This is a genomic window from Kaistella sp. PBT33-4, assembly GCF_029194425.1.
Taxonomy (GTDB): Bacteria; Bacteroidota; Bacteroidia; order Flavobacteriales; family Weeksellaceae; genus Marnyiella.
In genome coordinates, this window is record NZ_JARFYL010000001.1 from 142,016 (window position 1) to 156,150 (window position 14,135).

The 14,135-nt window shown below is 40.7% G+C and carries 12 protein-coding genes; 5 read left to right on the forward strand and 7 right to left on the reverse strand.

The features are described from left to right. Positions 1-12: 12 nt before the first annotated feature. The 4 genes from P0M11_RS00630 to P0M11_RS00645 all read left to right on the forward strand — a co-directional run bounded on the left by P0M11_RS00630 (position 13) and on the right by P0M11_RS00645 (position 5,265). Positions 13-675: a succinate dehydrogenase cytochrome b subunit gene (locus tag P0M11_RS00630; RefSeq protein ID WP_275624007.1), complete on the forward strand. Its 663-nt coding sequence runs from the start codon at positions 13-15 to the stop codon at positions 673-675. Positions 676-731: 56 nt separating this feature from the next. Next, the gene (locus P0M11_RS00635) at positions 732-2,744 is read left to right on the forward strand and encodes a fumarate reductase/succinate dehydrogenase flavoprotein subunit (protein WP_158064920.1); all 2,013 of its coding nucleotides are present in this window, start codon (positions 732-734) and stop codon (positions 2,742-2,744) included. Between the two features lie 22 nt (positions 2,745-2,766). Continuing rightward, the gene (locus P0M11_RS00640) at positions 2,767-3,534 is read left to right on the forward strand and encodes a succinate dehydrogenase/fumarate reductase iron-sulfur subunit (protein ID WP_158064919.1); all 768 of its coding nucleotides are present in this window, start codon (positions 2,767-2,769) and stop codon (positions 3,532-3,534) included. Positions 3,535-3,669: 135 nt separating this feature from the next. Continuing rightward, positions 3,670-5,265 (forward strand): thioredoxin family protein, encoded by a 1,596-nt coding sequence (locus P0M11_RS00645; protein ID WP_275624008.1) that lies wholly within the window; start codon positions 3,670-3,672, stop codon positions 5,263-5,265. A gap of 1,005 nt (positions 5,266-6,270) precedes the next feature. Here P0M11_RS00645 and P0M11_RS00650 read toward each other — a convergent pair. After that, complete coding sequence (locus P0M11_RS00650) at positions 6,271-8,673, reverse strand: prolyl oligopeptidase family serine peptidase (protein ID WP_275624380.1); 2,403 nt, start codon at positions 8,671-8,673, stop codon at positions 6,271-6,273. A 92-nt stretch (positions 8,674-8,765) separates the two neighbouring features. On the opposite strand from P0M11_RS00650, the gene P0M11_RS00655 reads away from it, so the two are divergent. Then, a complete protein-coding gene (locus tag P0M11_RS00655) occupies positions 8,766-9,053 on the forward strand; it encodes a transposase (protein ID WP_275624009.1) in 288 nt (95 codons plus the stop codon). 260 nt (positions 9,054-9,313) lie between these two features. Here P0M11_RS00655 and P0M11_RS00660 read toward each other — a convergent pair whose 3' ends face one another. From P0M11_RS00660 to P0M11_RS00685, 6 genes are all read right to left on the reverse strand, one after another. Beyond that, the gene (locus P0M11_RS00660) at positions 9,314-10,060 is read right to left on the reverse strand and encodes a hypothetical protein (protein ID WP_275624010.1); all 747 of its coding nucleotides are present in this window, start codon (positions 10,058-10,060) and stop codon (positions 9,314-9,316) included. Between the two features lie 138 nt (positions 10,061-10,198). Then, a complete protein-coding gene (locus P0M11_RS00665) occupies positions 10,199-10,360 on the reverse strand; it encodes a hypothetical protein (RefSeq protein ID WP_275624011.1) in 162 nt (53 codons plus the stop codon). Positions 10,361-10,691: 331 nt separating this feature from the next. After that, positions 10,692-11,240, reverse strand: a complete 549-nt coding sequence (locus tag P0M11_RS00670) for a hypothetical protein (protein ID WP_126729906.1) — start codon at positions 11,238-11,240, stop codon at positions 10,692-10,694. Between the two features lie 263 nt (positions 11,241-11,503). Further along, on the reverse strand, positions 11,504-12,199 hold the full coding sequence (locus tag P0M11_RS00675) for a hypothetical protein (RefSeq protein WP_275624012.1): 696 nt from the start codon (positions 12,197-12,199) through the stop codon (positions 11,504-11,506). A 555-nt stretch (positions 12,200-12,754) separates the two neighbouring features. Beyond that, positions 12,755-13,324 carry a hypothetical protein gene (locus P0M11_RS00680; RefSeq protein WP_275624013.1) on the reverse strand — a complete coding sequence of 190 codons (570 nt, stop codon included), beginning with the start codon at positions 13,322-13,324 and terminating at the stop codon, positions 12,755-12,757. A 383-nt stretch (positions 13,325-13,707) separates the two neighbouring features. Further along, the gene (locus tag P0M11_RS00685; RefSeq protein WP_131797735.1) at positions 13,708-14,004 is read right to left on the reverse strand and encodes a hypothetical protein; all 297 of its coding nucleotides are present in this window, start codon (positions 14,002-14,004) and stop codon (positions 13,708-13,710) included. Positions 14,005-14,135 lie beyond the last annotated feature (131 nt).

Consider the following 14,135-nt stretch of genomic DNA (forward strand, 5'->3'; position numbering starts at 1 on the left):
TAAATATTCATTATGGCAGGATTAACAAGTTCTACTATCGGTAGGAAGTACGCAATGGCATTGTCTGCAATGTTCTTGCTCATATTCCTTATTATGCACCTCACGGTGAATTTTCTTTCCGTTTTAGGTCCTGATGCTTTCAATACCGCGTCAGATTTCATGGGTTACAACCCACTGATTCAGTTTATTATGCAGCCGGTTTTAGGTTTTGCGGTGATTTTTCATTTCGTTATGGGTTTTATCCTGGAGATCAGAAACCGTAATGCCAGACCTACAAAATATGCAGTAAATAACGGTGCGGCTAATTCTAGCTGGACTTCTCGTAATATGATTATCTCGGGGTTGGTAGTACTGGCATTTCTGGGACTTCACATGTACGATTTCTGGTGGCATGAGATTAATTTCAAGTATATTGAACGTAATGAGGCCGATAATCTGAGATATTGGGGCGAACTGCACGAACGTTTCGCAAATCCGGTAAGAGTGATCTTCTACATTATTGCTTTTATACTGTTGGGTCTGCACCTGGCACACGGGTTCCAGTCATCTTTCCAGTCGGTAGGTGCCAGACATCCAAAGTACACACCCATGATTAAAGCAATCGGTAACTGGTATTCCATCCTTATCCCGGCCGGTTTTATCATTATCGCAGTATATCATTATATCACTCAATAAGATTTTAAGTTTTAGTTTACAACCTATCTAAAATTCAAAATTTAAAATTTCAACAAATGAGCAAATTAGATTCTAAAATTCCACACGGGCCGTTAGCCGAAAAGTGGACCAACCATAAAAATCACATGAATCTTGTAGCGCCCAACAACCGCGACAAGATCGATATCATTGTAGTAGGAACAGGTCTGGCCGGAGGGTCAGCAGCTGCTACTTTGGCCGAGCAGGGTTATAATGTAAAAGCATTCTGCTATCAGGATTCGCCGAGACGTGCACACTCGATTGCTGCACAGGGTGGTATTAATGCGGCTAAGAATTATCAGGGCGACGGTGACTCAACTTACCGCCTCTTTTACGATACCATAAAGGGCGGAGATTACCGTGCGCGTGAAGCCAATGTGTACCGTCTTGCTGAGGTTTCTGCCAGCATCATCGACCAGTGCGTGGCACAGGGTGTTCCTTTCGGGCGCGATTACGGTGGCCAGCTGGACAACCGATCTTTCGGTGGTGTACAGGTGAAACGTACTTTCTATGCTAAAGGTCAGACAGGCCAGCAGCTGCTTTTGGGAGCTTACTCTGCTATGAGCCGCCAGATTGGTAAGGGCCGTATCAAGATGTACAACCGTCACGAAATGCTGGACCTTGTCCTTGTAGACGGAAAAGCCAGAGGTATCATTGCCAGAAATATGGTCACGGGAGAAATCGAAAGACATTCTGCACACGCAGTTGTAATCGCTTCCGGAGGTTACGGAAACGTTTATTTCCTTTCAACCAACGCGATGGGATCCAACGTATCTGCCGCCTGGAAGATTCATAAGAAAGGAGCCTATTTCGCAAACCCATGCTATGTGCAGATTCACCCTACGTGTATTCCTGTTCACGGAACCCAGCAGTCTAAACTGACACTGATGTCTGAATCACTTAGGAATTCCGGGCGTATCTGGGTGCCTAAGAAAATTGAAGATGCCGTAGCGATCCGCGAAGGCAAACTTAGACCTGAAAACATTAAAGAAGAAGACCGCGATTACTATCTGGAAAGAAGATATCCGGCCTTCGGTAACCTGGTGCCGCGTGATGTAGCTTCCAGAGCTGCGAAGGAAAGATGTGATGCAGGTTTCGGTATTGAAAATAACGACACAAAAGAAGGGGTGTACCTCGATTTCTCTACAGAGATTACAAAGAAAGGTAGGGAAGCCGCTATCGAAAAAAATATTGCCAATCCAACCGAGCAGCAAATCTATGATTTGGGTAAGGCCTGGGTTGAGGAAAAATACGGTAACCTTTTCGTAATGTATGAGAAGATTACAGCAGATAATCCGTACGTAACGCCAATGAAAATTTATCCTGCGGTACACTATACCATGGGTGGCGTTTGGGTAGATTATAACCTGCAGTCCACCATTCCCGGATGTTTTGTTATTGGTGAAGCCAACTTCTCCGACCACGGAGCAAACAGGTTGGGTGCTTCTGCACTGATGCAGGGTCTTGCCGACGGCTATTTCGTATTGCCTTACACCATTGCAGATTATCTTTCAGCTGATATCCGTACAGGTGCGATCCCGACAAATACTCCGGATTTTGATGCTGCTGAAAAGGAAATTCGCGACAAGATCAACTTCTTCCTCAATAATAACGGAAAACACTCCGTAGATTACTTCCACAAAAAACTTGGCCACATTATGTGGAACAAAGTGGGTATGGGAAGAACGCCTGAGGGGCTTAGAGAAGCCATTGCAGAAATTGAAGAAGTTCGCAAAGAGTTCTGGAAAGATGTTAGGGTACCCGGAACCAACGAGGAGATGAATCCTGAACTGGAGAAGGCTTTCCGCGTTGCAGATTTCCTGGAACTGGGACAGCTTATGGCCAAGGACGCTTTGGAGAGAAACGAATCCTGCGGAGGGCATTTCCGCTGGGATCACGCAACTCCGGACGGTGAAGCCGAGCGTGACGATGAAAACTATAAGTATGCCGCATGCTGGGAATACCAGGGCGCGGACATCAATCAGGAGGTTTTGCACAAGGAAGAACTTGTGTACGAGAACATCGAGGTGAAACAGAGAAGTTACAAGTAATCTCCAATTAAATTTAATAGAAATGAGTGCAAAAAAAGGATTAAACCTGACTCTGAAAATTTGGAGACAGAAAAACAATAAATCAAAAGGGCAGTTTGAAACGTATAAGATTTCAGATGTATCCACAGATTCTTCATTCCTGGAAATGCTGGATATGCTCAACGAGAACCTGATTAACGAAGGTAAAGACCCAATCGCTTTTGACCATGACTGCCGCGAGGGAATCTGCGGTATGTGTTCCCTGTACATCAACGGAAGATCACACGGTCCCGATACGGGCATCACTACCTGCCAGCTTCATATGAGGATGTTCAAGGATGGAGAGACCATTCATATTGAACCCTGGAGAAGTGCTGCTTTCCCTGTAATCAAGGATTTGGTGGTAGACAGAAGCGCCTTCGACAGAATTATGGCCGCCGGTGGATTTATCTCCGTAAACACTTCCGGAAATACGCTGGACGCCAACGCGATTCCGGTACCTAAGGAAGATGCCGACAAGGCCATGGATGCCGCTGCATGTATTTCCTGTGGAGCCTGTGTGGCGACATGTAAGAACGGATCTGCAATGCTGTTCGTAGGAGCCAAGGTTTCTCAGTATGCCCTGTTGCCGCAAGGCCGTGTGGAGGCGAAGAGAAGGGTGCTGAACATGGTGAAAGCCATGGATGAAGAAGGTTTCGGTAACTGTTCCAATATTGGTGCCTGCGAGGTTGAATGTCCAAAAGGGATTTCCCTGGAGAACATCGCCAGGATGAATCGCGAGTTCATGGCGGCCAACCTGGACAGAGGATAAACTGTATTTTAATATTATAATAAAACCGTTTCCATTATTTGGAGACGGTTTTTTCTTGTTAAACCTTCACAATTTGTGATATTTAATTTTATTCTACAGTATCAATGCGTTATTTTTGCCCAAATTAAATGAATAATGAATAAACTGAAAATTCACGTATTACAGCAAAAAGCACTGAGTTCACTCGGTAAATATCTGTTTATGATGGTTCTGGCTTTCCTGGCCGTTTCCTGTTCTAAGAAAGTTGAAGTAACGGGTAAAGTAACCGGGGGGTCGCCACTGGAAAGAATAGAGTTTACCGAAGCTTCAGGTGTGGCTACTTTGCCTGTGGTCAATATGGGTGTTGATAAGGACGGAAACTTCAAAGGTGACTTTGAAGCACCTAAAAGCGGTATGTATGTCATTTCCTATGCCGGAAAGCAAAACCTGATTTACCTGAAAACGGGACAAAGCCTGAACATCACCGGAGATGCGGCCACTTTCCCGGCCGAATTTAAAATAACCGGCGATGCAAAAGGGAACAACGATTTCCTGCAGCAGACTCAGAAGTATATGACGGAATATACCCAGAAGGTAAATATGCAGGACAATATGAACAAGGATGAAGCTGCCTTCCTGAAAGCCCTTCAGAAAATCCAGGCAGACCTTGAAAAGAATATTGATGAGGTGGGCAAGAAAACCGGCGCCGATAAGGAAGTGATTTCCTGGAAGAAAAACGATGTGCGCACCGGTATTATGTCCATTATCCCACAATACGAAATGTACCGCAAGCAGATGACCGCGAACCCGGCTTTCGCCAATTCCAAAGCTTTAAAGGATTATGAGCTGAAGCTTCAGGAAGATAAAGATACCATGGTGAAGGAACATCCGCTGTACCGCAACTATCTTTTGGGGAAAATGAGTGAGGATTTCCAGAAATATGCCACCGCGCAGACTGCCGGAAAAACAGATATGATCACTTCCGAAGTTTTCAGCAGCTATCTGAAGCAGCGTAAGGATCTTTCCCAAACTGCCAAGGATTACCTTTTGGCGTTCGTGATGGCACAGTCGGACATCAATCCTTCTTCCACTAAGGAAACTACTGATAAGGTAACATCCATCATCGAGAAAGATATTAAAGATGCCGAAATTAAAAAGGATCTCAAGAAAGTTCTTTTCGTTCTTTCCGGTCTTAAGAAAGGTGAGGCGGCGCCCGAAGCTGCTCTGATCAAACAGGACGGTAAAGCGTACAAAATTGCTGACAGTAAGGGTAAGCCAACTGTAATGATGTTCTACGCTTCCTGGACACCTTACATTACCGAATCTACCGTTCCAATCCTAAGCCAGGTGGTAGATTTCTACAAGCAGAAAATGAATTTCGTGTTTGTGAATTTTGACGATACCAAAGAGCAGTTCAACAAGACCAGCTCAGCCATGCTGAAAGGTATCCCCGGAACCAATGTTTATGCTGAAGGCGGCCTTAACTCCGACTTTGCCAAAAAGTACGGCATCTACGGTTTCAAGCTGACGCCAAGTTTCATTGTCTTGGATAAAGACGGTAAGATTGCCGGACGTAACTTCTTCAATTTAGGAGATCCTGAACTGGTAGCGCTGTTGGATCAGCTGTCCGGACTTAAGGCACCACAGGTAGCACCGGAAGCCTCGCTGCAGAACGACCTGTTTGCCCCGGAAGGAGAGCTGCAGCCGGCAGAAGGAAGCACTCCGCCGCCGCCGGCACCTGCAACTAAGTAAAACTTATTTTTATACTCTTAAACCTTGCCTTCGGGTGAGGTTTTTTGTTATTTTTAACACTGGTCACCGAACCGTCCAAAAATGAAATTAATACCAGCACGCTAAGCGAACCTTTATGAACCCATCACCAATGATAATTGACCGAAAGTTTTTGCTGGTCCTTGCTGTCTTCAGTTTTTTAACGATGTGGATAGGAGCCTGGCTTAAAATCACACATTTACAGTAGGACCCGTTACGGCAAACATTATTTTAACTATAGGAATCGTGCCGGGCATGTTTACCTGGGTGATGGTGTTTTACGATATCATTAAGCATTCATTCAGAAATTCCCTCTTTTGGATTATAGGGATGTTCTGTTTTGGAAGTGTGGTGACCATCTTATACTTGAGTAGCCGCGATCAGTTGGTTTCAAAGGTTTAGAAATGGCGGTCGTCGCAGGAGTTGGCAGTCACGGGTTTAAATGCGCGGGATCGTGGTCTAATTTTCACTGAATGATAATCCAAACCGTCGTCGGGCTTTAACACCATACAAAACGATTTCCTTTAATCCCCGGCTTAAACCACCCACTGGCGTCCTTGAAGTGGAAAGCCAAAGTAGGAGATTTTGCTAATGTAGAAGTTTGCAGAACCTTGTCAAGGTTGAAGCCCCGATGTCGCGGATTTGTTATCCGTGATCCTTATTTTATAAACCCTTAAAAGGTTGAATAGCGATACCCGTGTGGCTTAAACCACCCACTTTGCAGGCGTCCTTGAAGTGGAGAGCCAAAGTAGGTGATTTTGCTAATGTAAAAGTTCGCCGAACCTTTTCAAGGTTCCAAACCTTGACAAGGTTGAATCCCAACTCAAACAGATTTTTTTACAAGTATTCCTTTGCACCATGTATTTAAGCGAGTCCCAATAATGATAAAGTTTGGCTGCATTGCCCTTCTGCAGCAAATAGGGTACAGCTCCTTCAGGATCTGACAGTAAGTTAAAAAGAGGTCTTCCAAAACGGAAGACCTGCATCTTATTTTTTAAAGCATTTCTCCAGGAACTGATCCTGCTCCCATAATACATGCAGGATACTTTCGCGGGCCGCGTAACCATGGGATTCCAGCGGCAGCAAAACCATCCGCACCGGTGCACCCAGATTTTTCAGTGCCTGGAAGTATCTTTCTGTCTGCAGGGTAAATGTGCCGGGATTATTATCGGCTTCGCCGTGTATCAGAAGCATCGGTGTTTTCATTTTGTCAGCATTCATAAATGGCGACATCGTGTTGTAAACTTCCGGCACATCCCAGTAATTCCGCTGTTCTGACTGGAAACCGAATGGCGTAAGAGTTCTGTTATATGCACCGCTTCGTGCAATTCCACATGCGTAATCGTTAGAGTGAGTAAGCAGATTAGCGGTCATAAATGCTCCGTAGGAATGACCGCCAACAGCAACTTTTGACCGGTCAATATAACCTAACTGATCCACTGCATCAATTGCAGCTTTACCGTTGGCCACGAGCTGCGGAATAAATGTGTCATTAGGTTCTGTTTTTCCTTCACCGATTATCGGAAAAGCAGCATCATCCAAAACTGCATAACCTTTAGTAACCCAATAAATAAATGAACCATAGCTGGGAAATGTAAAATCATTCGGATTCTGTGTATTTTGACCCGCTGTATTTTTGTCTTTATACTCAGCCGGGTAGGCCCAGATCAGCAGTGGTAATTTTTCTTTCGGATTTTTTCTGTCAAATCCTGCAGGTAAATATAGGGTGCCGCTAAGCTCTACGCCATCGTTCCGTTTGTATTTGATGACTTCCTTATAAACATCCTTTATGCTTTCAAATGGATTTGCGAAGGCAGTCAGTGCAGTTGCTTTACCGTTTTTGATGTTTCGGATGAAATAATTCGGATACCTGCCCGCCGACTGTTCCACAACCAGGACTTCACCTTTTTTGACATCAATAATATCGATGATATTTTCCTTTGAGTTCTTAATTTTGGAAGTGTAAATGCGTTTTTTAGTCAGGGTGTTCACATCTATTTCGTCTATGAACGGGAACTGCCCGGCTTTCGTGAAGCCCTCGCCCACAAGATATGCCTTATTGTTTTTGGTATCAATAACTGTTTTGCCGAATTGATTTTTAGTTTGACTAAATGATCCCGGATCTGTGTATACATCCTGGTAATTCCGGTCATCAATTATGCGGTGGGTATTGTCTTTGAAATTAATGAGGTAGGATTTTGTGTTGCGTGTGTCATACCAGGAATCGTTAATTACGGCAAAATCTGCATTGGACCACTCAATATTATTGAATCTTTGTTTGGTTTTAAAGAAAGACTTTGGCGCAGCATTAAAGGGCGCCTGCCATAAGAATACTTCATCCCGGAACTCAACAGATTTAGACTGGTCGCCACCATCAAGTGCTTCCGCATAAACCAGGGTTGCAGGCTCATCATCACGCCAGGACATGCTTCGTTTTCCGGTACGGACGGATGAGAAACCTTTAGGCATAATCTCTGTTAAAGGCACCTCGTTCACGGTTTTCACCAGATTTCCGTTCAGATCGTAAACCGTGCTGGTCATGGGAAACCGGCTGAGCGGCACGATGTACGAATAGGGTCGCTTAATGGTGGTAAGCATCACAAAATTACCGTCGGGTGATAAGCTCATGCCGGTATAAATGGCCACACCTTTATAACTGCGCTCGTTGCCGTCCAGGGTAATTTTCACAAGCTCAGCAGTAGCAAGGGTATCAAAATTCTGTTCGTCCTGGGGGTTCTTAAGCAAATCCTGATAGGTCCTGTTTTGAGAAACTTTACCGTCGGCCGTAGAAACCGTTGGTCCTGCCGGAACTTCTTTTGTCGGGTCGATTAAATTAATGCGGTTTGCCGGGATTTTTTTTGCCAAAAGACTCTGGGAATCTTTCATCCACACATAGGGCGTACCCACATTGGCATTCAGGTTGTCACTGCTTATTTTTTTGGCGGTTGCCGTAGCCAAATCCACTACCCAAAGTTCTACTCCCCTTGACGTTGTGTTGGTGAAGGCCAGCTTTTGTTCGTTAGGCGCAAAACTCATGTATGCTATTTTTGGATTGGCAGGCAGACCTTTTATCTGTGTTTCTGCCTTGTCTTTTAGCCTCCTTACCTTCAGATTAGTAATGTACGTAACAGTACTCGCAATGTTCGTCACTGGGTTTACACGCAAGCCAGCCAGTTTCATTTCCGGCTGGTTCAGTTCGTCCAGGGATTTGTATGTATTTCGGTAGGTAAAGACCATCCAGTCTTTTTTGCTGTTCATGATCACGCCCGGAGCGCGCTGATAATCGGCAAGCTGAAGGATTTCTGCAGAGGGCTGCCTGTAGGTGATATTCTCCTGTGCCAAGGTCAGTCCCGCAAACAGAAGTGCGATGACGGCAGTTTTAATTTTCATCATATTATAGCTGGTTTATATTGGTGTTTTGAGGGTTGCCGAAGCAAGCGGCGTACAAGGACCAAAGTAGTAAAAATTCTCTAAAAAAGTCAATGACTATTGCAAACACAGAGTTTTTCAGGAGTTTTTCGATGCATATTTTACCGAAAAGATTTGTAAGGATCCGGCATTACGGCATCCTGAACAGCAGCTGGAAGCGCGGGAAACTGCAGAAATTACAGGCAGAGTTGAAAGTCGAAAGAATCGTTTTCCTTCCCCAGACTTTGCTTAAAAAATGCCGCTGTTGCAAAGAAGGAAACCTGGTCACCATTGCCGTTTTCGGACAGCGCGGTCCGCCGCAGGATTTTCTTTTCGTCACCCAACCCTTGTCTGCGAACTAAAATTTGTGGGTAAGGGAATCTGTGTTCTGCAGCGAAGAAAAACAGTAGAAAACACCCATAAAGGCTACCAAATGCCACAAAAAAAAGCAGTCCTTCTGAAAAACTGCTTTACGACCCTAAATCCTAATATCGACAACTCCATAGACTGTCAAAAAAGCTCCCGAAAGTGAGCCTGTCCAGAGCGCAGCGAAAGATCTAACGGGCTTTCATCTAGTGTCCTGCGGACAGGACGAAAGCTTAATTATTAGCAGAAGGTGTTTCTATTCGGGATTTATTTTTTCGTAATATTCAGCAATTATTTTCCGCTTTTTATCTTCATCATACATTTTTGAATTTATTATGTTCATTAAAACACTCGCTCCGATTGGACTATATCCAACTTTGATAGTTGCTTTATTGATTAACGTTGCCATTAATCCTGAAGCATACATGTCGGACATTTTATTATTTTTTTGATAATCTTCTGCAAATTCGAGATATTCAGGATTGTTTAATTCATTATTGATTATATCTACATCCTTTTTTGTCTTAACTCTTTTCAATTTCAACAATTCGTTCATATATGTCAGCGAATAATATGTTTGTCCATATTTATCATTTTTGTGAAGAGTGTCCAATTTGTAATTCTGCATCTCAGTTTTTTTAAGTTGCGATATTTGTTTTAAAAATGTAATTTTTTTTGGCGTTTTCTTGTAAATCCAAATATTAAACCTTTCCTCTGGATAAGGATTTGTGGTTAATGGAATTGTATCAAGCCTTTCCACCTTTAGAGCAAAGAATTCCTTTCCCAAATCTTGATTTTCCCATATTTTATAATGGTTTCGTTTAAAATCTAATTTTGGATTATTATTAACCGAAAATGTAGTAAAATTATAAAGCGTGTCATTTGATTGCTTATAAACGTGCATTTCATCAACCCCTACAAAATAGTAGGGTTCATCTATAAATTTTTGGGACTTTAAAGAACCATAAAATATCAAAAAAAATAGTACAGGTAAAAATTTCATTCTTATTGGATATTTGGTTTTACACTTTCTGCTAACGTTCCGGGCATTTGTGTAGCCGGGACTTTTAAGGTAAGTTTTTGTAAATATAACAAAAAGAACAGTCGGCGAAAGTCTTCATGAGGTAAACCTCAACCCCGGTTACAGAAATGCCGTGTTGTAGGTAGCGCCATTTTTCAGGATCTTGAATCCGGCCGCAAAGTGCGCTGCATGCTTATCCAGTTTAAGCTCATGAGTTTGGTCGAGTTCAGGTTGGTTTCGGGAGAAAAGACGGGTGTTTTCGGGATTTACTATCGGCGGCAAGACTGCCAGTGGCGTTACCTACAACGGAGCGCGGATTGGCGAAGTTTCCTCTGAAAGCTTGCTTTCCTGAGGGAATTTTGCCAATCCGCAGATGTGTTGAAGGTTTTTGCGACAGCGAAAACGCTTTGACACAGCTGAGGATGTAATCCGCGCTTCGATGTGCAAAAGTTGGAGCGGAGCGGAAACTTTTGCACATCGGTTGGGTATTTCTGTTGGCGGGGATTATGATAACTGGTTTTTATAAATATAACAAAATCAACAAATTGCGAAAATCTTTATTATGTAAACTTCAACCCCGCTAATAGAAATAGCTTGTTAGCAGAAGTGTTTTTTATCTATTTATTTCGACAAAATTTTCGTATGATAGTAAACCTTCGTCAACGTATTTCTTTAATTCACCAGTCGCTTCTAGCATTTTTCGTTTGTGGTCTATTTGAAAATAATATTTCTCTTCTTTGCCTGATTTTAGTTTAATTGTAAAATCATTATAAATTCCATTTGAAACTTTTTCAGAAAATGCATTATAGCCCCATATTAATTGACCGTTAAAAGGTCCAGTATTGATTTTTATTGACTGAATGTCATTTAATTCATAAACCTTGTCATTTATTTTAATTTTTGAATAATCAAGAATTAGTTCTCCATTCAATTTTCCTTTTAGCTCTTCAGGAAAAAAAGAGTTTAGTAGTCCTAATATTATTGCAACCACAGAAATAAATCCAAAAACTTGTGCTAAACTGTCATTAAAAAAATCTGAATCCCTGATTACATAAACTTTAAACATTAATAATGCAGAGGAAAGTAAAAAGATTCCAAATAGAATTCTTTTTCTTGTCCAAACAAATTTTTCAGATGCGGTAAATATTTTAAACGTTGTCATTTAACATTTCTGCTAACGAAGCGCGGATTGGCGAAGTTTCCTCTGAAAGCTTGCTTTCCTGAGGGAATTTTGCCAATCCGCAGATGTGTTGAAGGTTTTTGCGACAGCGAAAACTTTTGCACATCGTTTTGGCGCTTGGCGCAGTGGCGGATTTCGGAGCACAAAACTGTCAATACACCACAAAAGTTGATGCGAGGCAGAATGTTCAATTAACCACGTCACCCGCCATTGAGCCAAACGCCTGTTATAGCCAGTTGTTATTTTCATCTCGTCCAATATAGTTCTAATAATTCGTGTGCTGTCTTCGGTATAAGTTGTCTGTCTTCTTTGCTTTGTCCGCTTACTGATTGAAGTTTTTCTTTTAAGTCAATATAAATTGGGTGTTTTATACTAGAAAGTAAGAGTCCACCTTTATTTAGTTCTTCTGTAATTTCAGTTTTCAGTTTTTGCTTGTCAGTTTTTAAATCTTCTATGTAGTCAAAACCACGTTTTACTATTGAATTAGATTTTAGTCTTTCAGTTTGTTTTTCAAGAAATGGAAGTCCATATTTTTTAAAGTCGCCAAAAATTTCCTTCACAGTTTTTGTTGTCGTTTCAACTTGTCCGTTGTGGAAATTGTAAGCGTCTTCAATATTTAACGCACCTGAATTATGTCGCAATACTTTTAAGTCTTTATGCGGATTTAAAAGTCCAATGTTGTATTGGTTAGAAAAAATGTAATCTGGGTTTAATCTTGAAGCAATTGAGTAAGCAAAGTTTTTGTCTTTTAGCGTAAAGATTATGTGTAGTATTTCGTGAACTGTCAAATTGTTTACCTGTCTTAGTCGCTGAAATGAGTAGCAACTATTTTTATATGTTAAAAATTCAAAGTCAGGCAAAACTTCACTTGCCGTCTGAATGAGAATTTGTTTTATCTCTCCTTTTTTCAGTTCGGGTGAATTGTCCTGCTTAGTTGTCAACTGTTTTATTTTGTCTATCAAGTTCAATTTGTCTGTTCGTTTGCGGTGTTGTTTTACAATTGGCTATAACGTCCCGGGCATTTCTGTAGCCGGGACTTTTAAGGTAAGTTTTTGTAAATATAACAAAAAGAACAGTCGGCGAAAGTCTTCATGAGGTAAACCTCAACCCCGGTTACAGAAATGCCGTGTTGTAGGTAGCGCCATTTTTCAGGATCTTGAATCCGGCCGCAAAGTGCGCTGCATGCTTATCCAGTTTAAGCTCATGAGTTTGGTCGAGTTCAGGTCGGTTTCGGGAGAAAAAAAAAGGTGTTTTCGGGATTTACTATCGGCGGCAAGACTGTCAGTGGCGTTACCTACAACGGAAAAAGTATTGGCGAAGTGCGGGCTAAATTTGAACGAAAGTTCAAGTTTAGACCAATCGTAGCCAATATTTTTTCAATGGAACTAAGTTAATCAAAAATGTGGAATTGGAAAATATTGGCGGCTAAATATTACAAATAGTTCAACTTAGACTTTAACCCCGCATTTTGCCAATACGATGTTAGCTGAAGGTCTTTATTTGAAGTTTTTCTTGTGATATATGATTCCTTTTATTCCTAAAAATGTCATAAGAATTCCAAATAATCCGAAAAAAGCTATTGCTAAATAATTATTCTCTTTGTGTTCTTTGTTGTAATCATTAAGTGTTAAATAACTAAAATTCTTACTATTAATTTCAACAATACTTATTTTTTCAGGATGTAGAATGTTTTCTGGAAAAGGAATATTTTCTGTTTTAAGTATTTTTCTTTTATATTCTTCGCTTTCAATGAGCAATATGATTGAATCTCCTAATTTGTTTTCTTCTAATAATTTTTCTTCATAGGTTTGACGTAATGAAACACTACCAATTGTAAAATTAATTTTAGGATATTCACGTAATTTAATAATTAATGTTCTGCTTCCTCTTCGCCCTTTTTTTATAGAAATATTTTCTTTAATAATACCTTTTATTTCAGTTGTATTACTTCTATTTGGAAGTTCTGAATTATAAAATTTAAACGTAAAGAAGAATAGTATAAAGCTCGAAATAAAAGCAAAATAAATTAATGTTTTGTTTTCAAATTTTCCTTTGATTTCACTCATTTGCGGTTTGTTTTGGAAGACTTTCAGCTAACGTTTTGGGGCTTTGCGTTCGGGCGGGAAATCGAAGCACAAAAGCGGATATTATTACTAAAGTTCAATTGAAAAACTACCGTTGAATTTTGCACTTCAGCCCGCCTGACGCAAAACCCTTGTTAGTAGCCGTTTTTTCTTTTTGTTCGTTGTATAATCAATATTATCAATAATAGAAATATTATATTTATTGTAATTGCCTGTACTAGGTATTTTAAGTCCACTAGACTTATGCTTTTAAATCCAGGATTTGTAAATCGATGAGTTAACCCCAAAAAAGTTATTAAAAGTAATATTCCGAGAGTTGTAATAAATAGATATTTTATTCCTTTTAAAATCCTCATTCTTGTATGTTACTTTTGTGTTTCACGTCCTTGATATTTGTTGTTGATAAATACTAAATAGTGAGACATTGCTAATATGTCTCGATTGCCTTTTATTTTAGTTATTAAATATCTCGTTTCTGTTTCGACTTTATTTGGTTTGTTCCAATCGATTTCAATAAATTCAGGTTGATTGTTTTTTATTGTTTTAATATCTGTACCAATCTTTATTTCATCTGCCCATTTGATTGTATCATTATAATAATTCTTGCAAGATGTTAAAAAGGTCAGCGAAAAAAATGTCAATATTAAAAATAGTCGTGTCAATGTTGTCGGTTTTTTAAAATGGTTACTAACACGTAAATATATGTATATTATCTGCTGTCGTAATGTTTTTTGTTAAAAAATTATAAACTGCAATACCTAACGGATTATTAAGGCTTTATGCTTATATTTGA